Origin of the sequence: Algoriphagus halophilus, assembly GCF_900129785.1 — a bacterium.
In the GTDB taxonomy this organism is placed as follows: domain Bacteria; phylum Bacteroidota; class Bacteroidia; order Cytophagales; family Cyclobacteriaceae; genus Algoriphagus; species Algoriphagus halophilus.
Window position 1 is genome coordinate 2,043,626 of record NZ_FSRC01000001.1, and the last position, 26,034, is coordinate 2,069,659.

Below are 26,034 nucleotides of genomic sequence, written 5' to 3' on the forward strand. Positions count from 1 at the left end.
TCGAAACAGCTTTTTTTATGGGTTTTTATTAACAACTAAATTTATTCTGCCATCGTGGATGCACGAATCGTAAGCTTGGAAGGAAAGGTAATCACTTCATTTGGCAAATCAGGTTGATTGACTTTGGTCAACTTTTTCATCAGGATTTTAGCGCATTCCTCCCCTATACAGCAAGCTGGTTGGGAAATGGTGGTCAACGAAGGATTTAACAATCCCGCAATCCCCATATTTGAAAAACTGATTACTTTCAAATCTTCTGGAATCCTCACATTTGCCTTTTTTGCCGCTTGATAGGTGGCCAAGGCTAATTTTTCTACGGAAGCCAAGATGCCATCTGGCCTATTTTCTTGAGATAACAGTTCTTTAAGAATCTCAATATTCCGTTCCTCTTTTTGACAACAAACTTTACTGAATTCAGGGTTATGTTCAATCCCAGCCTCTTTCAAAGCAGCTAGAAAACCCCGATGTCTCTCCTTGGTGATAGATATATCCTCCGAAAGCATTAAAAAAGCAGGACGTTTACAACCCTGTTGAATCAGGTGTCTCGTCGCTTCCAAAGTGCTTTGATAATCGTTAGTGATAAATTTAGTAGTAGGTATTTCACTACAGATTCTATCAAAAAATAAGATGGGCAAACCTCTATCGTATAACTTCCTGAGATGTGAAATATCGCTCGTTTGACTTGAAACCGACATGACAATGGCATCTGCTCTTCCATTCAATAAAACCGAGACAATCTTTTTTTCTCTCTCCACATCTTCGTGGGTACAATAAACCAGCAGATGGTATCCATGTTCCTGGGTTATCGACTCAATTCCGTCAATTACTTGAGCAAAGAAATTGTTGATTCTCTCAGGAATAATTACAGCTATGGTTTTGCTTTTATTTTCCCTTAGACTCCTTGCAAAAGGATTGGGATGATAGTTCAGCTTTTCAGCCATACTTAAGACCTTTTTCTTGGTCTGCTCACTGATTTCGTAGCTATCATTCAAAGCTCTCGAAACCGTAGAGGGTGCTAGATTAAGCTCAGCAGCCAGCTCCTTTAGACTTATACCGGAAACCATCCTATAGAATTTATTTTGGGTTAATAGAAATTGGGCTATAAATTACAAAGGTTCCTTGGTATTCCCCCTATCCCGCTTATATAAAATCGAAAACGATTGCGTATTTTCTTCCGAAATTGGTCATAAATCAAGGTAAATTGAAGTCTTTTAAACCCCTTAGGACCGAGCACCCCAGTTTATGCAAACAATAGAAACTCAACATGCATTCTTGTCAGAAGATTTTCTTTTACAAAATAAGTATGCCAGTATACTTTATCACACGTATGCTAAAAATCAACCCATCATAGATTATCATAATCACCTCCCTCCTAGCCAAATTAATTCTAATCAAACCTTTGAAAATATTTCAAAAATATGGTTAGCCGGAGACCATTATAAATGGCGGGCAATGAGGACACTTGGGATTTCTGAAAAATATATCACGGGAGATGCTACTGACCGGGAAAAATTTCAAAAATGGGCTGAAACAGTACCCTACACCCTAAGGAATCCTTTGTACCATTGGACTCATTTGGAGCTAAAGCGATATTTTGGAATTGAGGAATTGCTTACTGGTGAAAATGCGGATAAGATCTATGATCAAACCACAGAAATGCTGCAAGGTCAGGATTTCTCTACTTGTTCCCTACTGAAGAAAATGAATGTGGAAACAGTGTGTTCAACGGATGATCCTACTGATACGCTGGAAGAACATGTACAATTCAGCAAAAAAGAAGACGATTTGAATTTATATCCTGCATTTCGCCCAGATAAAGCCTATGCAGTAGAAAATTTAGAAACCTACAATCAATACCTGATCAAACTCGGTGAATTAACCATTGGTAAGTTGATTCTTACGTTTGATGAATTGATTCAGGCCCTGGAAATGAGAGTCCAATACTTTCATGATCGAGGATGTAGGGTGTCTGACCATGGATTGGAACAATTGTCTTATTTCGAAAATGATCTTTCCTATGATATGGATGGATTGTTGGAAATGCTTCGTTATGGAAACGCCCTGCTACCAGAGCAAGTAAGTTTCTTTAAATACCGGGTATTAAAAGAGCTTTCCAAAATGTACCATGCCAAAGGCTGGGTTCAGCAATTTCACTTGGGTGCATTGAGAAACACAAATACCAGAATGCTTCGGGTACTTGGCCCTGACACCGGTTTTGATTCAATTGGTGACTTTGATCAGGCCAAAGCCTTGGCTCAATACCTCAATGCATTGGACTCAACAGATCAACTTTCAAGAACAATTCTGTATAACCTCAATCCGAGAGATAACGAAGTCTTGGCAACAATGATCGGTAACTTCAACGATGGATCTATCAAAGGAAAGATTCAATTCGGTTCAGGTTGGTGGTACATGGATCAGAAAGATGGGATGGAAAAACAAATCAATACCCTTTCCAACATGGGCTTGGTCAGTTGCTTTATTGGCATGTTGACTGATTCCAGAAGTTTCCTGTCTTTTCCTAGACATGAATACTTCAGAAGAATATTATGTAATCTATTTGGGAAGGATGTAGAGAACGGAGAATTACCATGGGATGAAGCATGGCTTGGTAAAATCATTGAAGATATTTGTTATAAAAATGCCAAGAATTACTTTGACTTCCATCCAACTAACATCAAGTTTTAATTATGAGTAACACCATCTTTTCCCTACAGGGAAAAAAAATAGCTTTCTCTGGAGCAACCGGAGTATTAGGCAAAACCATGAGTATTCATTTGGCCAAAGAAGGGGCTGACCTCTTAGTAATTGGCAGGACTCCGGCTAAAGTAGAAGAATTGGTAGCTGAAGTGAAAAGCGAAGGAGGAAAAGCCTGGGGCTATATTGCGGATGTAACCAATGAAACTGACCTTGCGGGTATCGTCTCCCAAATTGAAGCAGATCATGGCTATATAGACATTTTAATCAATGCCGCAGGAGGTAATATGCCTGGAGCGGTCATCACTCCTGATCAAAGCTTTTTGGATTTAGACACCAATTCTTTGAAAAAAGTAGTGGATTTAAATTATTTAGGAACCGTACTTCCCACCAAGGCATTGTTGCCATTAATGCTTCAAAAAAACAAGGGGAACATCCTAAATATCAGCTCTATGGCTGCAACGAGACCCATGACCCGAGTGTTGGGATATGCCTCTGCAAAAGCAGCTATTGACAATTTTACAAAATTTATGGCTGTAGAACTCTGCTCCAAGCACGGTCCGGGTTTTAGGGTCAATGCGATTGCTCCAGGATTTTTCTTGACTGAGCAAAACAGGACCTTGTTAACGGAATCGGACGGAAGCCTTACGCAGCGAGGAAACCAAATAAAAACGCATACTCCGATGGCAAGATTTGGAAAGCCCGAAGATTTATTAGGAGCACTTCAATGGCTTTGCAGTGATGCCTCTGAATTTGTAACCGGCACCATTATCCCAGTAGATGGAGGTTTCAGTGCCTATTCAGGTGTATAAGAAATTGTAAAAGCATCGGCAATTGTGCAAATTGTCAAACTCGAAATACCTAGTATTAACATATAACCCTCAGCTTTATGGCCTATAAAATGGAGCAAACCATGCGTTGGTATGGCCCAAATGACCCTGTAAGTCTTCAAGATATCCTCCAATCGGGAGCGTCTGGAATTGTCACTGCCTTGCATCATATTCCCAATGGCGAAGTTTGGACCATTGAGGAGATTCAAAAAAGAAAAGACATTATTGAAAAAGCAGGATTAACCTGGTCAGTAGTAGAATCCGTTCCAGTTCATGAGTTAATCAAAACCAGGACAGGGAATTTTAAAGAGCTCATTGAAAACTATAAGCAAAGTATTCGAAACCTTGCTAAAGTAGGAATTCATACGGTATGTTATAACTTCATGCCTATTCTGGATTGGACCAGAACTGACTTATTCCATACCCTTCCCAATGGGGCGAAGGCTTTATTGTTTGAGAAAAAAGCGGTTCAGGCATTTGACTTGTTCATTCTGAAAAGAGAAGGTGCAGATGCTGAATATTCCCCAGAGGAAACCCAAGAGATCAAAGCATATTATGATGCCTTGAGTCCTGAAAAGCACCAATTGATCATCGACAATATATTAAAAGGACTTCCAGGTTCAGAGATCGGCTATACGCTCGAAGAATTCAAGGCGATGTTGGAAACCTATTCCGGAATTGATGCTCCAAAATTAGCCGAACACCTCAAGTTATTCTTGGATGAAATTGTGCCGGTGGCTGAAGAAAATAAAGTCTATTTGGCAATTCACCCGGATGATCCCCCATTCCCTCTTTTTGGACTTCCTAGAGTGGTGTCTGTCGCTGCAGATGCTAGAAGATTGATCACAGACCAGCCAAGCCCTTACAATGGTTTTACCTTTTGTACCGGTTCTTATGGAGTGAGAGCGGACAATGACCTTCCAGCAATGGTCGCTGAATTCGGGGATCATATCCATTTTATTCATTTGAGAAGTACCAGAAGAAAAGAAAATGGGGATTTCTTTGAGGATAATCATTTGGACGGAAACGTTCCAATGGTGGCAGTTATAGATGAAATCCTTAAGGTTCAGGAAAAAAGAGGAAAATCCCTTCCGATGAGACCTGACCACGGACATCAAATGTTGGATGATTTGAATAAAAAGACCAACGCAGGTTATTCTGCCATCGGAAGACTCAAAGGTCTGGCAGAAATCAGAGGAGTAGAAGCTGCACTACTTTACAGCAAATCAAAATGACAGAAAAGGAGAAAATGCTTGCAGGAGAATGGTATCTCGCCGCTGATCCAGAATTAATTGGTGACAGAATGCATGCCCGAAAACTCCTTAAAAAACTGAACGATTCTGCACCCGAAGACCCTGAACTTCGGGTGCAGTTGGTTAGAGAGTTATTGGGAAAAGCTGGAAAAAATATTTGGATAGAGCCTCCTTTCTTCTGCGATTATGGATACAACATTGAAGTGGGAGATGATTGTTACTTCAACTTCAACTGTGTAGTACTGGATGTCACTCCAGTGAAAATGGGAGATCGGGTCTTGGTGGCTCCCCATGTTCAATTTTATGCCGCTACTCACCCTACCCAAGCAAAAGCAAGAGGTGAACTTTGGGAATTCGGTAAGCCCATTACCATTGGTTCTGATGTTTGGATCGGAGGTGGTTCAATTATCTGTCCTGGCGTGACTATTGGTGATAATTCCATTGTTGCCGCAGGATCAGTGGTTACCAAAGATGTCCCACCGGGTGTGATAGTCGGAGGAAATCCTGCTAAGTTCATCAAAGAAGTTCCTCCCTCAAATGAATAGTCAATCTGCTATTTTCTTTCCTTATATCAGGTGAAGGTTTAAAATGAAAAACATTTCCCTATTTTTGGCTTGCATTAGTTATATCTTTTGAATTAAATAAATGAAAAGAGTTTTAGTAACAGGCGGAGGAGGATTCCTTGGAAGCCACCTTTGTGACCGACTTTTAAAGGAAGGAAATGAAGTTTTGTGTGTTGATAATTTTTTCACAGGAAACCGTAGAAACATCCACCACCTCCTTGACAACAAAAATTTCGAATTACTTAGGCATGATGTCACCCACCCCCTATATGTGGAGGTAGATGAAATTTATAACCTTGCTTGCCCTGCCTCCCCGATTCACTATCAATTTGATCCGGTTCAAACTACCAAAACCTCAGTGATTGGTGCTATGAATATGTTAGGGTTAGCAAAAAGACTCAAAATTAAAATTTTACAAGCTAGTACCTCGGAAATTTATGGGGATCCTGAGATTCACCCACAACCTGAATCTTATAGAGGTAATGTGAATACCTTAGGACCAAGGGCTTGTTATGATGAAGGGAAGAGGTGTGCAGAAACCTTGTTTTTCGATTACTTCAGACAGCACCAAGTACCGATCAAGGTCATGCGTATTTTCAATACTTATGGTCCTAGAATGCATCCAAACGACGGTAGAGTGGTTTCAAATTTTATCGTTCAGGCTTTAAAAAATCAAGACATCACCATTTATGGTGATGGAAAACAAACCAGGTCATTCTGCTATGTAGATGATAATATCGAAGGAATGTACCGATTGATGAACAGCAGGGATGGCTTTACTGGACCGGTAAATATTGGTAACCCTGGAGAGTTTACCATGTTGGAATTGGCTCAAGAAATCATTGACTTGACCAATAGCAAAAGTAAATTGGTATTTATGCCGTTGCCTCAGGATGATCCTATGCAACGAAAGCCAGTCATCGACCTGGCAAAAGAAGAATTGGGCTGGGAGCCAAAAGTCGCATTGAAAGATGGTTTGATCAAGACCATCAACTATTTTGAAGGAATCATATAAATTGATTTACAATCCAAAAAGCCATCTCGAGAGATGGCTTTTTTTTAGTCTTTTTCAAAGATATATCCTGGACCATCACAAGGAGTGGCAGAAAAATTATTCAATTGATTATTGAAGCGTAATACCAATTCTTCTTTATCTGGCTGACCACAGTTATTGGTGATCGCATCTCCTTCTTTAAATTCCAAATTGACATACAATTTGGCGTCACTTGAAATATAGGCTGGCACCTGTTCCAGTAAATATTCCCCGGTTGCTGTTTGTAAATCCTCCCCATCACTAATTCTGGTTTTTTCAAAGGTCCCATTGGAGTAAAACCTATAAGTCTGAAAATTTTCTTCCACCAACTCATCACTGCTTACATCAGTCCTTGGGTAATAGATTTCTACCAATTCCCATTTTCCCACAATACTATCTGGATCAGAATCTTCATTGTCACATGAAATGAATAAAATGGAAATCAGAGAAAGTAAAAACAGTTTTTTCATGGGAATAAGTGTGTTTAAAGCAATAACGGGTAAAGTTTTCAATACGCTACAGGGCACAAAAAAGCCCATTCCTTAGAAAATGGGCTCTATAAATTCCATGAATATTGTTCGTTAAAACTTCAATTTTCCACCCCCAGATTTTCCAAATGGGCCTCCTTGATTTTCCTCCGCAGAATTTTTCCCACGTTGGATTTCGGAAGTTCATCGGTGAAATACACTTCTTTTGGACATTTGTAATTGGTCAAGGATTCCAGGCAATGGGTTTTTACCGCTTCCTCGGTTAAGGATTTATCATTAGGAACAATGAAAGCAACCACTTTTTCAGTAGACTTCGGATCTGGCATTCCGATTACCCCTACTTCCAACACTCCTGGGCATGAAGCAATCACATCTTCCACTTCATTGGGATAGACATTGAAACCAGAGACCAAAATCATTTCTTTCTTCCGGTCCACAATTTTAAAAAAGCCATCTTCATCCATAATTCCGATATCGCCTGATTTAAACCACTCTCCTCTCATGACCTCAGCCGTTTCCTTGGGTCTATTCCAGTATCCCTTCATCACCTGGGGGCCTTTGATACAGATTTCTCCCCGCTCGCCTACTTTCAATTCTTTCCCATCATCATCCATCACTTTTAATTCTGTATTTGGAAGAGGAATACCAATCGTCCCATTACGCTCCGTCCCATCAATGGGATTACAAGAGGCTACAGGGGAAGTTTCTGTCAGTCCATAGCCTTCTGCCAAAGGTGTTCCAGTCACTTCTTTCCATCGTTCGGCTGTTGACTTTTGAACAGCCATCCCTCCTCCTACGGCGATTTTCAGGTGGGAAAAATCAAGATTTCTAAAGGATTCTTGGTTCAATAAGCCGTTGAATAAGGTATTAACCCCAGTGAAGACGGAGAATTTGTGTTTAGAAAGTTCCTTACAAAATGCAGGCATATCCCTTGGATTCGTAATCAACACATTGTGTGCTCCGATCTTAAGCATCGCCAAACAATTTACTGTCAGCGCAAAAATATGATATAACGGAAGTGCGGTGATTACTACCTCCTCTCTAGGTTTCAATTTTGGCTTCATCCAAGCTGAAATCTGCTGCATGTTTGCAATGATGTTCCCATGAGTCAATTCTGCTCCTTTGGAAACCCCGGTCGTTCCTCCAGTGTACTGTAAAAATGCAGTTTCTTTTAGAGTGATTTTGGAGCTTCTAAATTCATATTCAGCTCCCTGGTCCAACGCAGATTTTAGAGAGTCAGCCCCAGGCAAATCATAACTAGGCACCATTTTTTTCACATGCTTAACCACTAAATTAACTAGGGTACCCTTGAGCAGGCCAAGCATATCTCCCAGTTCTGTTACTATAATTCTCTTTGCATGTATTTCATTCCTGATTTTCTCCAGGTTAAAGGCGAAATTGGCTAGGATCACCACGACGTCTGCTCCCGCATCATTGAATTGATGTTTCATCTCCGCAGCAGTGTACAATGGATTGGTATTGACAACAATCATCCCAGCTCTTAAGGCTCCAAACATGACCACGGGATATTGGAGGCAATTGGGCATTTGAATAGCAATTCTAGCACCTTTTTCCAACTTCAATACGTGAATCAGGTAATTGGCGAAGTGGGAAGAATAGTTATCCAAATCATTAAATGAAAGTGTTTTCCCCATACATTCATACGCGATGGTTGGGCCATATAATTTTACACATTCCTCAAATAGCTCAGGAACACTTTGATAGGCTTCACAGTCTACAATTTTATCTACCGATTCAGGGTAATGTTTAAACCAGGGAAAATCCTTCATTTCAATGTATTTTGGGTGTTTAAATTTTTCTGGAATTACTAAAATTTATTGTCTTTCAGCAATTATAATCTATTACTATTTCAAAATTTTTCTTGCGATCAATTCTTTCATGATCTCATTGGTGCCTGCATAAATTCTTTGAACCCTGGCATCTGCATAAGCTCTTGCCACCCCATATTCCCACATATATCCATAGCCACCATGCAATTGCACGCATTCGTCTGCCACCTTACATTGCAGTTCGGTCATATTGTATTTTGCAGCTGAAGCCATGGCTGAATCAAGCTTTCCTTCATTATGCAACTGAACCAAATAATCACAATAAATTCTCCCCTGCTCTAAAGCGGCAGTCATTTCCGCCAATTTGAATCTTGTGTTTTGAAACTCAGAAATTGATTTGTTGAATGCTTTTCTCGTCTTGACATACTCAATCGTAGAAGTCAGCATATACTCTCCCAATGCCACCGCTGCCAACGCGACCACAAGACGCTCCTGGGCAAGTTCGATCATCAGGTATTTAAACCCTTCCCCTTCTTTTCCCAGCAAATTTTCCTTGGGCACTTTTACATCTTCAAAGAATAATTCGCAGGTATCTTGGGCGTGCAAGCCCACCTTGTCAAATGGTTTCCCTTTTGTAAAACCTGGCATATCCTTATCGATCACAATGAGGCTAATCCCCTTTGCACCTTTGGATGGATCCGTTTTTACGGCTACGACGACTACATCACACAAGAACCCATTGGTGATAAAAGTTTTGGATCCATTGACTAAATAATAATCCCCTTTATCTTCTGCTCTGGTCTGAATTCCCTGAAGATCACTTCCTGCTCCAGGTTCTGTCATGGCTACCGCCCCGATGTAATCCCCAGAAATCATTTTTGGAATATATTTATTCATCACCTCCTCAGTCCCAAAATGTAAAATATAAGGCATTACAATATCACTATGTAAAGGGTAACCAATGGCAGGCCCAGAACATCCGCTGAGACCAAGCTCTTCCACCAAAATGGCATTAAATCTAAAATCCTGAATATTCATTCCTCCCAAGGACTCGGGGGCTTGAATTCCTAGAAATCCATTTTCTCCAAACTTCTTCCACGACTCTCTTGATACCATTTTATTTTTCTCCCATTCCATATTATGGGGAGTTACTTCTTTCGCTATAAATTCTCGAACACTTTGGCGAAAAAGTTCGTGTTCTTCCGTAAATAAGGTTCTTGGTAATCCAAACATATAGGGTTTATATTTTTATCTCTTTACCAAAAATAAGGATTTTTGGATGTGGGCAAGTCCAAAATTGTATGGGATGCGACACAATGCTGAATCTTTCCTAATTTGTACTCATTACCCATCATCTAAACTTATGTTTGAAGGGTTATGTTTATTCCTTGACAACCATTAAAAACTGTAGCATGAATCTGGAAGAAAATACCAGTTTGGAAGAAATTTCAACCATTCCATTTTGGAAGGCGGATGAAAATATCCTAAAGTCTGAATCAGCCGGGGAGAGCAATATGAATGTGGTAGTAAGAGTAACCACCAATCTGCGCTCGGTGATCATCAAACAATCCAAACCCTATGTCAACAAATTCCCTCAGATTCCGGCACCTATAGAAAGAGTAAATGTGGAACATGAATTTTTTAAGGTCATAAGCAAGAGTTCTACCCTAAGAAATTATTCACCCCAGGTTTTAAAATTTATTCCAGAACAACATTTGTTGATCACCGAGGATTTAGGAAAAGGCAGTGATTTTGGTGGAATATACCACGGAGATTTCAACCTCAGTAAGACGGAGGTAAATAACCTTTCTGAATATCTAATAGCCCTCCATGAATTGGAGCCCAAAGAATTCCCGGATAACACCTTGATGAAGAAACTGAATCATGAGCATATTTTTAGCTTCCCTTTTCAAGTTGAGAATGGATTTGATTTAGATTCGGTACAATATGGACTTCAAGAACTAAGCTTGAAATACAAAACCAACATCCCGTTAAAGCGAAAAATTGAGGAACTTGGAAAGAGATACTTAAAACAAGGAGAAACCCTTTTACATGGGGATTTTTACCCTGGAAGCTGGTTAAAAACAGAAGCCGGTTTAAAAGTCATTGATCCAGAATTTGCATTTTTGGGAGATCCTGAATTTGATTTAGGAGTACTATTTGCCCATTTGGACTTGGGGCAACAGCCAGAGGAGGTCAAAACCAAAATTCTTCATACTTATGCCTTACCGCTTTCTCCGGAATTATTAAATCAATATCAGGGTGTGGAGCTATTGAGGCGTTTAATAGGGATTGCGCAGCTGCCTCTCAATATGACCCTTGATCAAAAAGAAAGCCTACTGGTTAAAGCAGAACAATTGATTCTATCCTAATATGAAACACCTTCCGATTTCATGTCTTTTCCTCCTATTGTTCATTGCCTGTAAATCAGACAAAAAAGAAGAAATAGTGATGGAAGAAGAGTACCATTACATTGATCCAGGGCTTTCTCCAGAGGAATTAGAAGATAAGATTCTTGGAATGCTCGTGGGATCAGCCATAGGCGATGCCATGGGAGCTCCTACAGAAATGTGGTCTAGAGAAGACATTGATCTGCAATATGGCTTTGTGGAACAGCTGGACTCTATGGTCAGAGAAGTTTCTCCAGAAGGGATTTGGATCCCGAATTTACCTGCAGGCGGAACCACCGATGATACCCGATGGAAAGAATTGACGGTAAATTACCTGCTCAGTCAAGATCCGCATTCCTTAAATTCTGTTGACTTTGCTCGGTACATATGGGACCAATATTCTGAGTATGTGCAGGAGTTGAAATCCATTCCAGGGGAAAGTCCTTCCGAAATCGAAGATGCTACGCTCAAACTTACTTGGCTCCAAGAATGGGCAAAAGTGAGTCAACCCTATATCGAAGGGAATCTGGATGGATATGCCGATTCCTTAAGCAGGTTTTATGGAGGAGAAATGGTTTGTGCCGGCCTACTGTATGCCCCGGCTATAGGTGCCGTTTTTCCTGCCGATCCAGAAAAAGCGTATCAAGAAGCTTATAAGCTCTCTATTTATGATATTGGTTATGCTAGAGATTTAACGTCATTAGCTGCGGCCATGACCGCTGCTGGAATGAGACAGGGAGCTACCAAAGAAGATATTTTAGCTTCTTTGAGAATAGATCCCAGAGGGTATTATGAAAGCAGATTAGTGGGAAGAACTGCTCAACGGATTTTGGTAGAGGCCCTTAGAATACATCACCAATCCTTGAAATTAGATAGCACGGAATTCAGACTGAACCCCAAAAGTGAAGGATTAAAATATGCCTTTGCAGAACTGGACCAGCGGCAGCAGGACTTGCCTTTTCATGCTGGCGAAATCTACCTACAACTATTGACAGCCATGCTGTATGCGGATTTTGATTTTCAGGGAACGCTGGTTTTTTTGGTGAATTATGGGAGAGATAATGATACCACCGCTGCAGTGGCAGGAGGTATTTTAGGTGCTTTTTATGGATTTGATCAACTGCCAAGCTCCTCCAAAGAAAAAGTTATCAAAGTAAGCAAAGAATTACTGGGCATCGATTTAAAGGAACTGGCAAAGAAATTAACCGAACATATCAGTACAAACAAAAAGCCCTGAATCACTTCAGGGCTTTTTGCTGTGGTATTTGAATAGGTTAGAAAAACAGGGTTCTACTTCTGCCCAATGCATCTGTCAATTCCATATACACTTGATCTGCTTTGAGGTTCTTTAATGTAAAATCTTGTTTGAATGCCTCAGGCTGATTAATGAACTCTTCATAAATCAATTCTCCAGAAGACGCAGAATGAATCTCCACTTTTACTCCCGGCTTGGTTAAACCAATCACAGAAAGGTTGATGGTATTGTCATCTATTGCTTTTCCATACGCCATCAATGGAAGTTGATCTGCAGGGATCGGTCTACTTATGGTTTCTACTTCATAAATCACTTCTTCCTCTTTGGTCTCAATTTTCACCAAGTAATCTCCTTCCGGCAAACCATTCAAGTTGAATGGAACCACTACATCTGTATTTTTCAAATGAACTTTTCTGTCTGCCAATTTTTTTCCTGACACATCTAGGATGGAAATTTTGGCATTCCCAACTTCACTCTTTAAAGTGACATTGATTTTCTTGAATGTGGAATTAACTCCTGACAATTCCCTTAAATCATCCTCTGCAGCAAGAGCGCTAAAAGATATTGCGCTGGCCATTGCTAATGCTAAAATAGTTTTCATAATCATGTTGGTTTAGATTTATACTTATCTTTTTACCAACGCTGTACCAAGTTTAAATCTCCCTGAAATTCCAATGAGGAAGGGGAATTGTAGTTAAATAAGAAAACAGAATATTATTTGGAATCCAGTTAAAAAAATAGATTCAACTTGATAAAAAACACACTAAATATGGGTAAAGTGTTATAAAACCGAACATAACCCGAGGGATTCTACAAATACTTAGGTTACAGTTAAACACTTATTTTATTGTTTTTTAAGACAAAAAAAAATGAAAATAATAAATAAGAATAGATTGATGTAGGAAGCACATGTACGCATCTGCACACCTTTGTTCACTAGGAGTCAATTTTAGTAAAAACTTTAAAAGCCCCTTAAAAAAATAATCTACCCATCTTTCTATCAACCACTTATCATTATCCTAATTCTTACTAATCTTCCGATTACTTGAGTGGATAGGAATTAATTAATAGCCCTTTTTTTGACACAAAAAAAGCCCTGATCTTACGATCAGGGCTTACTCCTAATAAGTTGGTTTAGTATTAGAAGAAAATGGTTCTTGTTCTTCCTAAAGTGTCTTTTACTTCAAGGTAAACGTCCTCAGAGTTCATTCCTTTGAAGGAGAAGTCTTTTCTGAATCCTTCTGCTTGGTCAATCGTTTCCTCATGGATGACTTTACCACTTTCTGAAGAATATACTTTTACTTCTACCCCAGGCTCGGTCAATCCTACTACCGCAAGACTTACAGTGTTTTCATCTACCACTTTTCCGTATGCCATTAAAGGAAGGTCTTCTACAGGAATCGGGGAATCGGTAGTGTTGACAGAATAGATTACTTCTTCTTCATCCGTTACAATTTTAATTTGGTACTCACCTGCCGGTAAATTTTGCATATTGTAAGGAACCACGATACTTTCATCTTTTACGTGAACTCTCTTTTGGTTCAAGCTTTTTCCTTCTTGGTTAAGGATAGAGATTTTTGCATTTCCAACCCCCTCTTTTAAAGTAACATTGATCTTTTTATAGTTGGTGTTTACAGCTGAAAGATCTTTCAAATCTTCGTTTGCGTTTGCTGTCAATGCGCTAAAAGATAAGGCGCTGGCCATTGCGAATGTGAATAAGGTTTTCATAACTTGTTGGTTTAGTGTTGTGCTTACCTTATTGCCAAGCTCGTACCAAACCAATGGCTTGTGCCAAATCCACATGTAACGATTCTTCTTTTATTTTACTTTTTTAACAGTTTATCAAAATTAAATTTTGAAAAATTCATGATTTTTTAACAAAATCTGTCCACTTCCAATTCACTTTACTGTTCGACTGTCTTACAAGCGGACATATTTCCGGGTTATCCAGGATTTTCAGGGTTACAAAAAAATGAACTTGTTAAGGAAATTTAATTTCGAAAAAGCTTAAAAATCTTTTTATAATTTTTGTTGCCAAAAATATACTGTACGGTTTTGTACAGGTTTCGTCCGAAACCATTCAAATTTTCGAACAATGCATTGTCTCATCTTCTTTTCTCTTTTGATTTTTTCTGAAGAATTCGAGCTAGATTAAACTGAATCCTGATCTTCTCTTCTTATTTGAGGTATTATCCACTCAAATAGAATTATGTAAAGAAACAATTCACTTTATATTCTAATAATAGAAACATCGTAAAAAATAGTGGAGTCAAGGAAACGTGCGTAGACTTTAATTCCTCCATCTTTTTTTTTAAGAAGAAGTTATCAATACAACGGTTCATGCAAACATTTAAATTGCTTGGAATTGGATTCTTCTGAAAAGTTTGGATGCCTTCTTACTTTAGCTGGGGATGAGTAGCCTTTTTTATTTGATCAAAGATTGAATCAACCTTTCCCTTTCTTGACCCAGATAAAAAGTCTGCCGTTACCAAGGAACATCTACACATTAAATAATCAGCCCCTTAGTAATCAGTAAATGATACAGTTTATGGTTCCCAATCAGGTCCTTCTCGTCTTTTTCCCCGAAGCCAATGGTTCAGCATCGGGGGCAAGTTCAATCCCACCAGTTTCGTTTTATAAACTTCAGCAATTCTAACTCACATTATTCATCATAAGTTGATTTGTTGTCAACTTATTTTTGGACGAGACGACATAAAAAAAAGCCCTAACCCGCAGGCTAAAGCTCTTTTCATCAACTAAACTAGGTTTGAAAGCCTAAAAATGAATGATTCTAGTTCTTCCTAAGGCATCTGTCAATTCTAGATAGATGTCTTCAGGGTTAATTCCATTAAAAGAGAAGTCTTTCTTGAAACCTTCAGGTTGGTCGATGTACTCTTCATAGATTACTCTTCCTCCTTTTTCGGTTTTCACTTTTACTTCCACACCTGGTTCTGTAAGGCCTATCACAGCCAAATTGATCGTGTCATCATCTAACAGTTTCCCATATGCCATTAAAGGCAGCTCTTCTGTAGGAATCGGTCTTTCCTTTGTTTCTACCGTGTACACTACTTCCTCGTCGTCAGTAGATATTCGTACCTGGTATTCTCCACAAGGCAATTCATCCAAATTATAAGGAACCATGAGGTCGTCATTTTTTACATGTACCTTTCTTTGATGAAGTTTATGACCATTCATATCGATGATGGCGATTTTGGCATCACCTACACCTTCTTTAAGTAGTACGTTAATTTTTTTGAAATTTGAGTTTACGTCAGACAAGGCTCTTAAATCGTCGTCTGCGTTGGCTAATGCGCTAAAAGAAAGTGCGCCTGCCATAGCTAAAGTGAATAAGGTTTTCATAACAGTGTTGGTTTAGTGTTGTGCTTTCTATGATGCCAAGCCCATACCAAAACCTATTTAATCTGTTAAACCTTAAGATTTCAAACAATCTTAATCTTAATTTATTTTAATTTTTTCGAAATATTATTTTAATGTATTGACATATAACCGAACAATTCCGCACAGTTTTGAAACAATTTCTTGTTCGGTTGTCATGCATGCGGACAAATTTGTACCGTATTGCAAAAAATAGGGGTTACACTTTATTGTATTTTTTATGAAAAAATAATTTTTATTTTTTTCTTAACCCTTTGATTACAAAATGCTTAAAAACAAAAAACCTGTACGCTAATGTACAGGCTTTGTTCGCTGAGACACAGATTTTTGACTTATGTCAATTGTTATGGATCAAATGATCCTTCAGGGTTTTAACCCTTTCTTTGATGTCTATCGTGGAAATATCCAGGTTACCAGAGGTAGCTTTTAGAAAATCAGCCACCGCTCCTTCATGATCGGTAGACTTCCCTTCCGCTAAGGTGACATAGCGCATGGTCGTCCATAGCAGTGTCTTCAATTGCTTTTTACGATCATCAGTCATGTAATATTCAATGACCACCGTATTATGGTTATGCCAAATGATCCTACTCATGATCCGCACCCATTCCCCCACCATAGCCGGTTTGACATAACTGATATTATGGTTAAAAACCACCCAGGCGGCTTTATACTTCCTAATTAGGTCCATTACTTCCAACCCATACAGTTTAGGCACCTGATCTTCTCTGGCATTGAAGAAATAATCAAAGTACTTCGCATTATTCAAATGCCTTAATGGATCACAGTCCTGAAACCTAATCACCACTCGGCTCTCCGTTTCCGAGGGGTAGTGTTTTTCCGGATCGTATTCAAACATGTCTTTTTAGTATTTCTTGACTATTAATTAATTTAATCCCTAACCCAAGCAGCTCCTCTATGGCAAAATCACCATCCATGGGATCCACATTTACCGCGCGGGTGGCGTCCACAATCAGATAGGTTTCAAACCCCAATCCATGTGCATCCAAAGCAGTAAACTTCACGCAGTAATCCAATGCAAGTCCCGCGATGTAAACTTTCTTAATTCCATGATCTTTGAGGTATTTCCCTAATCCAGTATCTCCCTTTCTGGCATTGTCATAAAAACCTGAATAAGAATCCACTTCAGGGTTTTTACCTTTTTGAAATATGGCCTTCCATTTATCTTGGTTTAAATCCGGATGAAATGAAGCCCCCGAGGTTCCTTGCACACAGTGGTCTGGCCATAAAATCTGATCCAACCCCCCTAAGCCTACAAACTCCCCTACTTTTTTACCAGGGTGATTGGAGGCAAAACTACCATGATTCGCGGGATGAAAATCCTGGGTAGCCACAATAAACTGAAAATGCTCCTGCAATGAATTAATGGTAGGAATGATCTGATCTCCCTCTTTTACCGCCAATGCCCCTCCTGGTAAAAAATCATTCTGAACATCCACTATGACTAAAGCTTCTTCTTTACTTTTCATCTTTCGGGTCTAACTGTTGTGCTTTTAAAACCAATTCTGTTCTCAAATGGTGCAAATTCTCCTCTAAGCCTACCGGATACAGATGAGGGTTGACCATTCGTTTATGGGTTTTATCAAATGATTCTAACTGTTCCTTCGCCCTTTGACGAATCCTCTCCAGACCTGGGGATTTGTACACTTGCTTTCCTTTTCTGAAGATAGGCTGGAGCAATTCCTCTTCCTGGTAAAAATAAGGCATGATCCTTTTTCTTCTGGTACTATCAATTGGATCAATAATTACCAACCCTTTGGGATTGATTTCCTGATCCTCCAGGTAAATCATATCTGCTACAGCCTTTCCTTTAGAATAGTATCTTTTCACATTATGTATTCCTGGAACATTGATTTTCAAGGACTGTTGAGAGATTTTTATTTTTGGAACATAGGTTCCATTCTCAATTCGAATGGCAGATAGCTTATACACTGCCCCCAAAGCCGGTTGATCAAAGGCCGTCACCAATTTGGTTCCTACTCCCCAAACATTAATCGATGCTTCTTGACCTTTCAAGGAGGTGATGATATGTTCGTCTAAATCATTGGAGGCCACTATTTTGGCATCCGGGAAGCCCGCCTCGTCCAACATTTCCCTGGCTTTGTTGCTGTAATAGGCCAAATCGCCTGAATCAATGCGTATTCCAAGCATTTCCTTCCCTTGCTTTCTTAGGGCTTTCCCCACTTTGATGGCATTCTTGACTCCGGTGATGGTATCATAGGTGTCTACCAAAAAAATGCAGCGATCGGGAAAAGCATTCGCATACGCCTCAAAAGCCTCCATTTCAGTTTCGAAGGACATAATCCAGCTATGTGCATGAGTGCCTGATACAGGAATCCCAAACAGTTTCCCTGCCATTACATTGCTAGTGGAGCTACAACCCCCAATATAAGATGCTCTAGATGCAGCTAATGCCCCATCAATTCCTTGGGCACGTCTAAGTCCAAATTCCAAAACGGGATCCCCCTTGGCTGCTAAATTAATCCTGGCAGCTTTGGTGGCAATCAAGGTCTGGAAGTTGAAGATATTTAACAAAGGAGTTTCCAATAACTGGCATTGGATCAATGGCCCTTTCACCCGGATCATCGGGGCATTCGGAAAAACCACGGTACCTTCTTCCACTGCATCAATATCACAGCTGAATTTCATATTGGATAGGTACTTGAGGAATTCCGGATCAAAAAGCAATTCTCCTTCTTGATTTTTCATCGCCGCTAAATAGTCGATATCCTCCGAACCAAACTTGAAGTTCTTGCAATAATCCACCACATAATCCAAACCTGCAGCTAAGGTAAAACCACCTTGGAATGGATGCTTTCTAAAAAACAAATTAAATACGGCTTCCTGCTCCGCTTTACCTGATTTCCAATAGGCATAAGCCATGGTCAGCTGATAGAAATCGGTTAATAAGGCCAAAGAGCCCTGATAAAGATCTTTAGTGATTTTCATAAAAGAATTGCTAGCCTATAAAGGTACTATGGATGTGTACTTCCACAAACTTTTCTTCTTATGCATTTTTAACGCGATAATTCAGGATGACCCCTAATAACAACAGCCCCATTCCCACATAGGCCATGAACGAATACGCTTCTCCAAAGAAGAAGAACCCGAAGATCAATGCATAAAAAACGCCCAGATAACTCAAACTTGAGATCCTGGAGACATTGGCATTTTGGTAAGCAACGGTCATAAAATATTGAGCCGTCTGTGTACAGATTCCGATCCATAACAAAAAGGCCCAATCCCATCCTACCGGTTGCACCCAAGTGAAGAAACTGACGACACCGGCAATTGGAAGCGTCACTAAAGGGAAATAAAAGATGATCACTAAAGGATGCTCCGTGTTTTTTAGCTTTCGGATCACATTGTAAGCCAATCCGGAAAACAAGGCAGAGATGAATCCGATACTTGCATAAAGCAGGTTTACGCGGGTATCAAACCCTTGTACCATGACCACTCCAGCAAATGAAATAGCGAAAAACAGAAACTGGATAGGCTTCACCTTCTCTTTTACCAGGAAGATCCCGAGAATGGTGGTCAGGATGGGAGATAGATATTGCAAGGTAACCGCACTGGCCAATGGTATTTTTTGCAGCGTATAAAAGAAGGAAATCAATCCTACAGAACCTACCACTCCTCTCAGTACCAAAAGCTTTTTGTTATTTCCAAACACAGGCACATGTTGCCTTCTTAGCATGGTAAAGCTGAACACCAAACTAAAGAGAGACCTGAACAAGATAATTTCTATGGCAGGAATATGGGGAATGTACTTGACAGAAACATTCATCAATGCAAAAAAAACTCCAGCCAATAACATGGACTGGACACTGCTTATCTTCACAAGTAATTCATTTGGTGGTTATCAAGATCAAATGTAAAAAACCGGAAGAAAGTTCAAGAAAATTGGAAGGAATTAAAAATATGGAAGCCTGTATTAACTAACTTGATTTAATTCATCTGCCAACCTCCTATTTCAACTATAGAAGCTGGAACCCCTAAAGGGCTCATTGGACCAATTATATAATCAGTCCATCTTTCATGGTTAATTGCCTATCTGCCATACCTGCCAATTCTTCATTATGGGTGACGATTACAAAAGCATGTCCCAATTCTTCTCTCAACGTAAAGAACAGGGAATGTAAGGCTCTGGCATTTTCTGTATCTAGATTTCCACTAGGCTCATCCGCAAACACCACTGCAGGATCATTGATTAAGGCCCTGGCTACTGCGATCCGTTGCTGCTCCCCTCCTGAGAGTGTGGAAGGCTTATGGTCCAGGCGGTGACTGATACTTAGCAATTCTGCCAGTTCCCCAGCCCGCTTTTCCAATGCAGCGGGGTTCCCTCCTTTGATCATCCCTGGGATCTGGATGTTTTCCGATGCTGTAAACTCAGGCAACAAATTATGGAACTGAAAAATAAAGCCAATTTGTTGATTGCGGAACTTGGCCAGATTTTCTCCGGTCAATTTCAAGAGATCTTTGTCCTGCATGGTGAGGATTCCGGAATCCGGTTTGTCCAAGGTTCCCAAAATATGTAGGAGGGTACTTTTCCCTGCACCCGAAGAACCAACAATAGAAACTATTTCAGAGGATGAAATTTCTACATCCACTCCCTTTAATACATGTAGATTTCCATAGTGCTTATGGATACCACTGGCTTTCAGCATAGTAAGATTTTTTACAAATTTAAAATTAGAACAAATCTCTTCCAGATACTCAATTAATTCATAATAAACGCGATTTTTTGAGAAGAAAGGACAAATCTAGGTTTGATTTATCGGCTCTTAGGACTTAACTTCGGGCAAAAATTTTCATAGGATGAATATTCACGAATATCAGGCTAAAGAAGTATTAAAAGGTTATGGAGTTCGCATTCAGGAAGGTATTGTAGCCGACAGTCCAGAAGCAGCTCATGAAGCAGCAGTAAAGCTAAATGCTCAGACCGGAACTTCCTGGTATGTGATCAAAGCTCAAATTCATGCCGGTGGCCGAGGCAAAGGCAAAATCCAGTCTACTGGATCAAACGGTGTGGTTCTTGCCAAAAAACTAGAAGATGTAGCTGAAAAAGCTAAAAATATTCTGGGCGGGACTTTGGTGACGCATCAGACAGGACCGGAGGGTAAATTAGTAAACAAAGTGCTAGTTGCTGAAGATGTCTACTACCCAGGAGCATCCGAACCAAAAGAATATTATTTATCTATCTTATTGGATAGAGCAACTGGAAGCAATGTGATCATGGCTTCTACAGAAGGTGGAATGGACATCGAAGAGGTGGCTGAACATTCCCCTGAAAAAATCATCAAAGAATGGATCGACCCTAAGGTAGGTCTTCAAGGTTTCCAGGTTAGAAAAGTAGCTTTCAAACTGGGTTTAACCGGCAATGCGTTCAAGGAGATGGTAAAATTCATTGCTGCTCTTTACAAAGCTTACGAAGCCACTGATTCTTCTCAATTTGAAATCAACCCCGTGTTGAAAACTTCTGATGACAAGATTTTGGCAGTAGATGCAAAAGTAAACTTGGATGACAACGCACTTTACAGACATAAAGATCTTGCTGAGCTAAGAGATTTATCTGAAGAAGATCCTTTGGAAGTTGAAGCTGGAAAATCCGGTTTGAACTATGTGAAATTGGATGGAAACGTGGGTTGTATGGTGAACGGTGCTGGTCTAGCCATGGCCACCATGGACATGATCAAGCTTTCAGGTGGTGAGCCTGCCAACTTCCTTGATGTAGGAGGAGGAGCCAATGCTACTACTGTTGAGGCTGGTTTCAGAATCATCCTTCAGGATCCTAATGTAAAAGCGATTTTGATCAACGTATTCGGTGGTATCGTAAGATGCGACAGAATTGCGAATGGTGTAGTGGAAGCCTATAAATCCATCGGTGATATCCGAGTTCCAATTATCGTAAGATTACAGGGAACCAACGCAGTCGAAGGTGCTAAAATCATTGACGAATCAGGATTGAAAGTTGCTTCTGCGATCACACTGAAAGAAGCTGCTGACAAAGTACAGGCAGTTTTGCAAGGATAATACATTACTGAAAATAATTTCAGGCACGCGTAGTTCAACTGGATAGAATATCGGATTTCGGCTCCGAGGGTTGAGGGTTCGAATCCTTCCGCGTGTACCAGAACCCCGGGTGAAAACTCGGGGTTTCTTTTTTGACTGGTAAAAAATGAGGTGAATTCAAAAAAACAGTGCTCTATTAGCAATTAGTTCGATGACCTTCTGCGCTTAAAACTAATTCCAATCACCAGGCATCTATAAAATTCAAGTTTAGAGCTTCTACCTTACCATCATGGTTTCAGGTTTGCGTTCGGGCATATTTGGGAGCACAATACTCCATGTATTCTTGCCACTCTAGCAGATGCAAAACAAGTTGTTATTTATATTTATTCTTGACATCACTAATTAGTTCCAGTGCTATGGGAATGTCAGCGGGTGCGAGGTTCCAATTATTTAAATCCTCTACACTTACCCATTCAAAAGAATCGTGATCTGTTAACTCAAAAATAGCATCAAGGAAATTGCATTTATAAGCAATAAGCTCAATTTTAAATTTTCCGTAGTTATGAAAATTTGTTTTAAAGTAATCCTTTACTTCAACCTTCATCCCGATTTCCTCCATGAGTTCGCGAGAAAGAGATGCTTCATTACTTTCTCCCTCTTCTATTTTGCCTCCAGGAAATTCCCAGTATCCTCCTAATGATTTCTCTGGTTTCCTTCGGCATATAAAAACTTTATCATCATTGAAGATAATTCCACAAACAACTTTAATTGTTTTCATTAAAATATGCTTTAAAACTTGTTGGTTCTAAGCTAAAATATTTTGAAATAGGTCCATTTAACTCATAATATTCGGCACTATTATTATTTTCATTGTAGTTAAATAACCTGTAGATATAATAATTGTCTGGGTTTTCATTCGCGACTAATACTTCATTTATAGAAATATCAAATGGTGTATTAATTCCCCCTATTGTTGTTTTAACCTCTATGAAAATTGGGTCTCCATTGCAATCATAGGACAGAATATCATACCCATCTCCGTCACCTTTTATTGATTTGTGTTCAACTTCCTTATTTATTCCAAGAGATTTTAATTTTTCCTTTTCTTTTTCTAAAACTAATAACTCACCTTTCATCCCAATTTTCAAAGATCGCTCAGCTTTTTTTAAGTAATCCGTTTTGGTAACCTTTTTCGTTTTTACTGTTTTCTCAAGAGGTTTTCGAGAAATAGGTTTTATAGCACTCTTTACTAGCGAGTTATTCTGGGTAAAAATTATGGGCTCTGTATATGGATCGGCGTCCAATTCAAAATCAGTTAATTTTAATCCCATAGAATTAAACACATCTTCTCTAATTTCCCAATCTGTAATTTGCCATTGAAACTGAACAGGTTTTTCAGTAGTAGGATTATGGGATTCATAGGCAAGTTTTCCCAAATAAGTATATTTTGAAGATTTATTTGTACGTAATAACAAATAGACATTATGTTTTAGATAGTCATGTGAAATTAGCTTAATTATTTGTGCAGAATTCAAAGACTGATTCGGTTGACTTTGCCAAGTCAATATTCCATCTTCAGTTATTCCTTCTTTAAAGGTGTGATGAGCGATAGTAGTACCGAAGGTTACAAAAAAAACAAAGTCAGATTCAGTATTGGGTACTGAAACAATTCCACGAAGACCCCATTTACCGGAACCAGGTGTAAAGTTTGATCCAGGTGAAAAGATATTATGGATATCCTCTCTACTATAACTTCTGTATCTAATTAATTTCATTCATATCTAAATTAAATAATGAGTTTATTATTACGGTTAATGGTTGTGCAATTGTCCTTGCCCTGTTAAGATTAAAATCAATGACCGCCATGAATGATTTTGGCAATCTTCTACGTCATTGTCAACTATGGCGGAACGATGTTTTTAAATCCAAGCTAGAATTCATTTGATCGGATCCACGGCAATGGCAATGGAATTGTGTTAACAGCCACCCTTCTTTGTCTTTAGTAAAGGATGACTTGAAACATAGTGTCGGACTAAAGTCTCGATTGTCAAACTTGCCACATATATCAAGGCTGTCCAGAATGCAATATTCACCATAAGCCAAATTAATGAGTCAACAATTAACTTGTCCCAGCCAATCGGCCAAGTCAACATGATAATCATTAATTCCTTGTACCAGTTTGTCGAACCCCATGTCACAAGAAAGATAGAGCCAAACGTACATGCAACTGTATAGACAATAAAAAAAGCGGTCGTCAGTCGGATAGAAATTTTATGTCTTATCGTCATTTGTTTATTCGTCACTCGAGTGGTATCAGCTAACCTATCCGCATTGTTCACTGGGGTACTAGGTATTATAAAAACTAAATTAATAATTTCATTCATCCTATCTAATCGGCTTTGAATATTTTTATTAGATAGGGAAAGCCTATGAATATAAATCTCTGGGGTCTTAAAACTCTCGTGACAAAACAACTATTTTGAGCACTTTCTGAAATCTTTTATTTACTGATTGTATTCCAGCCAATACACCAATGATAAAACGCTTTATGCGAAATCCAACCATTCGGAATTCCCTCTAAAATTTCATTTCAATTTATAGGAAAAAGCCAATGATGGTATTTGATGGATTGCTCTTCAAACTTATTGAATATGTTCAATGATAATACATCCAATAAACCATTAGAATCGCTGCCATATTGTAAAATCCATGAGCTACCATGGAAGCAGTCAAGCGTTTGGTGTAGATAAAAAGAAATGTGTAACCGACTGTCGGGATTAGAATATCCATCCAATCCAAAGCAGTAACTGGCATATGGCCTAGGGAAAAAATCAATATGGAAAGTACTGAAGACACCCATAGTCCTACTTTTGGTTTCTCAAAAACCTCTTTTAGCACGTTGATAAAAAATCCTCTATTAAAAAGTTCCTCGGTAATTCCTCCTCCAATTACCCCCAGGGCAATAAAAGAAAGAGTCCCGCTCACACTTCCATCAAACAATTCCAACATTCCTTTGATATCCGGTCTATTGATTCCTCCCGTACCTGGAATAATCAATACAAACTGCAGTATCGTCCATAGTACTCCAAACAAGAGTCCCAACCCCATATCCTTTCGAAGATGTATGAACTCAAGACCAATATCCTTCCAACTTTTTTTCAGGAGTTTGAGTGATAAATAAAGTAATCCTAAAATGGATACGAACTGAAACAAAGCAATAAAAAATAAATTGACTCCAATCTTTCCCCCATTGATTTTGCTAATTCCAAAGAATAAATCAGGGATAATAAATAATAAATACCCGAGAATGAGGGTGCCAATAAATACAAGAATCGTCTTCCATTTACTGACAATCCTATGATTGGTTAGTATCATTTCAATTTATTTAAAATCATAAATCCTGGACAATTGAATATTCTAATCCTAAAAATATTGACCCATACACCTCATAAATAATGGAATCTTTCCAATATGGCCAAAAACAGGTTTAGATCTCTATTGGAACTATAGCTTGTATTTGATAATCGCAAGGTTATGGACTGAAAAAGAAGAAGTAAAGAACAAGGCGAGTGGACAAACTTTCACACGAGCCCTTCCTGTTGTCCATTCTTGACTTCATCCTATCAGTCCAAAAAGTAAGCAATAATCAAAAACAGCTTAAACAAAATGAAATACCTGAAAAGGAACTTTGAATTAGTTGTGGGAACTTGAAGTGAAAACTGGCGCCATCACTTCATTTTTTCAATCCTTCTTAAAAATTCTTTATCGGTCACCATGGTGGTAGGTACACAAATATTGGTTTGGATTTGTTCGTATTGGTCAACATATCCAAACACAACATATTCACTGTCCTTTTGAAAGAATACATCGCAAAGTGACCCAATGGAATTAATATCTAGTTGAGGTTTTGAGTATTTCTTTCCCTTAAACACTTTGTTTATCTCTATTGTCGGATGATACCCCCCTTTGTCAGTGTAAAGTGAGTCCATTTTAAAATATATGGTATCCCGATAACCATACTTTTGGCTGTCGTTTATGGATTTCACTTTTCCATAAAAAACAATGTCAGCTTTTTTAAAATGTTCTTCAAGTGATATAACAGGAATACACTCACAAGCAAACACATCTAATGCCCATAATGTTAGTCCACATAAAATCAGTAGTCGTCTCATACTATTTCTGGTTACGCTTACTACATGCCCAAAGGGGTGTTTGAAATAAGTCAATGTCTCCTATAGCTAACCTGTTAGGATTGCTACCATTGTTTTTCTAATTTGTACTAAGATATCCGTTTAAAACTCAATCTTCA

The 26,034-nt window shown here is 39.0% G+C and carries 24 protein-coding genes and 1 tRNA gene; 9 read left to right on the forward strand and 16 right to left on the reverse strand.

Annotation, left to right across the window (positions count from 1 at the left end):
• Positions 1-41: 41 nt before the first annotated feature.
• Positions 42-1,064 carry a LacI family DNA-binding transcriptional regulator gene (locus tag BUR11_RS08665; protein WP_074224437.1) on the reverse strand — a complete coding sequence of 341 codons (1,023 nt, stop codon included), beginning with the start codon at positions 1,062-1,064 and terminating at the stop codon, positions 42-44.
• 178 nt (positions 1,065-1,242) lie between these two features.
• Between BUR11_RS08665 and uxaC the strand changes: the two genes are divergently transcribed.
• From uxaC to BUR11_RS08690, 5 genes are all read left to right on the forward strand, one after another.
• Positions 1,243-2,688 (forward strand): glucuronate isomerase, encoded by a 1,446-nt coding sequence (gene uxaC / locus BUR11_RS08670; RefSeq protein ID WP_074224438.1) that lies wholly within the window; start codon positions 1,243-1,245, stop codon positions 2,686-2,688.
• A gap of 2 nt (positions 2,689-2,690) precedes the next feature.
• Positions 2,691-3,509: an SDR family oxidoreductase gene (locus BUR11_RS08675; protein ID WP_074224439.1), complete on the forward strand. Its 819-nt coding sequence runs from the start codon at positions 2,691-2,693 to the stop codon at positions 3,507-3,509.
• Between the two features lie 77 nt (positions 3,510-3,586).
• The gene (gene uxuA, locus BUR11_RS08680) at positions 3,587-4,762 is read left to right on the forward strand and encodes a mannonate dehydratase (RefSeq protein ID WP_074224440.1); all 1,176 of its coding nucleotides are present in this window, start codon (positions 3,587-3,589) and stop codon (positions 4,760-4,762) included.
• Positions 4,759-5,325, forward strand: a complete 567-nt coding sequence (locus BUR11_RS08685) for a sugar O-acetyltransferase (RefSeq protein WP_074224441.1) — start codon at positions 4,759-4,761, stop codon at positions 5,323-5,325. The genes uxuA and BUR11_RS08685 overlap by 4 nt, the downstream gene beginning before the upstream one ends.
• A gap of 100 nt (positions 5,326-5,425) precedes the next feature.
• Positions 5,426-6,358, forward strand: a complete 933-nt coding sequence (locus BUR11_RS08690; RefSeq protein ID WP_074224442.1) for a UDP-glucuronic acid decarboxylase family protein — start codon at positions 5,426-5,428, stop codon at positions 6,356-6,358.
• 44 nt (positions 6,359-6,402) lie between these two features.
• On the opposite strand, the gene BUR11_RS08695 is transcribed toward BUR11_RS08690, so the two are convergent.
• The 3 genes from BUR11_RS08695 to BUR11_RS08705 all read right to left on the reverse strand — a co-directional run bounded on the left by BUR11_RS08695 (position 6,403) and on the right by BUR11_RS08705 (position 9,887).
• Complete coding sequence (locus tag BUR11_RS08695) at positions 6,403-6,846, reverse strand: hypothetical protein (protein WP_074224443.1); 444 nt, start codon at positions 6,844-6,846, stop codon at positions 6,403-6,405.
• Between the two features lie 119 nt (positions 6,847-6,965).
• A complete protein-coding gene (locus tag BUR11_RS08700) occupies positions 6,966-8,654 on the reverse strand; it encodes an AMP-binding protein (RefSeq protein WP_074224444.1) in 1,689 nt (562 codons plus the stop codon).
• 75 nt (positions 8,655-8,729) lie between these two features.
• Complete coding sequence (locus BUR11_RS08705) at positions 8,730-9,887, reverse strand: acyl-CoA dehydrogenase family protein (RefSeq protein ID WP_074224445.1); 1,158 nt, start codon at positions 9,885-9,887, stop codon at positions 8,730-8,732.
• 179 nt (positions 9,888-10,066) lie between these two features.
• On the opposite strand from BUR11_RS08705, the gene BUR11_RS08710 reads away from it, so the two are divergent.
• Both BUR11_RS08710 and BUR11_RS08715 read left to right on the forward strand, forming a co-directional pair.
• Positions 10,067-11,026, forward strand: coding sequence for a phosphotransferase (locus BUR11_RS08710; protein ID WP_074224446.1), 960 nt, complete (start codon positions 10,067-10,069; stop codon positions 11,024-11,026).
• A gap of 1 nt (position 11,027) precedes the next feature.
• Positions 11,028-12,281, forward strand: a complete 1,254-nt coding sequence (locus tag BUR11_RS08715; RefSeq protein WP_074224447.1) for an ADP-ribosylglycohydrolase family protein — start codon at positions 11,028-11,030, stop codon at positions 12,279-12,281.
• 37 nt (positions 12,282-12,318) lie between these two features.
• On the opposite strand, the gene BUR11_RS08720 is transcribed toward BUR11_RS08715, so the two are convergent.
• From BUR11_RS08720 to BUR11_RS08755, 8 genes are all read right to left on the reverse strand, one after another.
• On the reverse strand, positions 12,319-12,900 hold the full coding sequence (locus BUR11_RS08720) for a T9SS type A sorting domain-containing protein (protein WP_074225181.1): 582 nt from the start codon (positions 12,898-12,900) through the stop codon (positions 12,319-12,321).
• 539 nt (positions 12,901-13,439) lie between these two features.
• Positions 13,440-14,027 (reverse strand): hypothetical protein, encoded by a 588-nt coding sequence (locus BUR11_RS08725; RefSeq protein WP_074224448.1) that lies wholly within the window; start codon positions 14,025-14,027, stop codon positions 13,440-13,442.
• A 1,047-nt stretch (positions 14,028-15,074) separates the two neighbouring features.
• A complete protein-coding gene (locus BUR11_RS08730) occupies positions 15,075-15,659 on the reverse strand; it encodes a hypothetical protein (protein ID WP_074224449.1) in 585 nt (194 codons plus the stop codon).
• Between the two features lie 373 nt (positions 15,660-16,032).
• Positions 16,033-16,551 carry an acyl-CoA thioesterase gene (locus BUR11_RS08735; RefSeq protein ID WP_074224450.1) on the reverse strand — a complete coding sequence of 173 codons (519 nt, stop codon included), beginning with the start codon at positions 16,549-16,551 and terminating at the stop codon, positions 16,033-16,035.
• Positions 16,544-17,182, reverse strand: a complete 639-nt coding sequence (pncA, locus tag BUR11_RS08740; protein ID WP_074224451.1) for a bifunctional nicotinamidase/pyrazinamidase — start codon at positions 17,180-17,182, stop codon at positions 16,544-16,546. Before pncA ends, BUR11_RS08735 begins: the two co-directional genes overlap by 8 nt.
• Positions 17,172-18,662 (reverse strand): nicotinate phosphoribosyltransferase, encoded by a 1,491-nt coding sequence (locus BUR11_RS08745; RefSeq protein WP_074224452.1) that lies wholly within the window; start codon positions 18,660-18,662, stop codon positions 17,172-17,174. Before BUR11_RS08745 ends, pncA begins: the two co-directional genes overlap by 11 nt.
• 58 nt (positions 18,663-18,720) lie before the next feature.
• Positions 18,721-19,530 carry a DMT family transporter gene (locus BUR11_RS08750; RefSeq protein ID WP_074224453.1) on the reverse strand — a complete coding sequence of 270 codons (810 nt, stop codon included), beginning with the start codon at positions 19,528-19,530 and terminating at the stop codon, positions 18,721-18,723.
• Between the two features lie 199 nt (positions 19,531-19,729).
• Positions 19,730-20,380 (reverse strand): ABC transporter ATP-binding protein, encoded by a 651-nt coding sequence (locus BUR11_RS08755; protein WP_074224454.1) that lies wholly within the window; start codon positions 20,378-20,380, stop codon positions 19,730-19,732.
• Positions 20,381-20,531: 151 nt separating this feature from the next.
• On the opposite strand from BUR11_RS08755, the gene sucC reads away from it, so the two are divergent.
• Positions 20,532-21,746: an ADP-forming succinate--CoA ligase subunit beta gene (sucC, locus tag BUR11_RS08760; RefSeq protein WP_074224455.1), complete on the forward strand. Its 1,215-nt coding sequence runs from the start codon at positions 20,532-20,534 to the stop codon at positions 21,744-21,746.
• A 23-nt stretch (positions 21,747-21,769) separates the two neighbouring features.
• Positions 21,770-21,846: transfer RNA gene (locus BUR11_RS08765), tRNA-Arg, on the forward strand.
• A 252-nt stretch (positions 21,847-22,098) separates the two neighbouring features.
• Here the strand turns inward: BUR11_RS08765 and BUR11_RS08770 are convergent.
• The 4 genes from BUR11_RS08770 to BUR11_RS08790 all read right to left on the reverse strand — a co-directional run bounded on the left by BUR11_RS08770 (position 22,099) and on the right by BUR11_RS08790 (position 25,897).
• Positions 22,099-22,503 (reverse strand): (deoxy)nucleoside triphosphate pyrophosphohydrolase, encoded by a 405-nt coding sequence (locus tag BUR11_RS08770; protein ID WP_074224456.1) that lies wholly within the window; start codon positions 22,501-22,503, stop codon positions 22,099-22,101.
• Entirely contained in the window at positions 22,490-23,500 is a 1,011-nt protein-coding gene (locus BUR11_RS08775) for a DUF3883 domain-containing protein (RefSeq protein WP_074224457.1), read from the reverse strand. Before BUR11_RS08775 ends, BUR11_RS08770 begins: the two co-directional genes overlap by 14 nt.
• 880 nt (positions 23,501-24,380) lie before the next feature.
• On the reverse strand, positions 24,381-25,100 hold the full coding sequence (locus tag BUR11_RS08785) for a CPBP family intramembrane glutamic endopeptidase (RefSeq protein ID WP_074224459.1): 720 nt from the start codon (positions 25,098-25,100) through the stop codon (positions 24,381-24,383).
• A 353-nt stretch (positions 25,101-25,453) separates the two neighbouring features.
• Positions 25,454-25,897 carry a hypothetical protein gene (locus BUR11_RS08790; RefSeq protein ID WP_074224460.1) on the reverse strand — a complete coding sequence of 148 codons (444 nt, stop codon included), beginning with the start codon at positions 25,895-25,897 and terminating at the stop codon, positions 25,454-25,456.
• Positions 25,898-26,034: the final 137 nt, after the last annotated feature.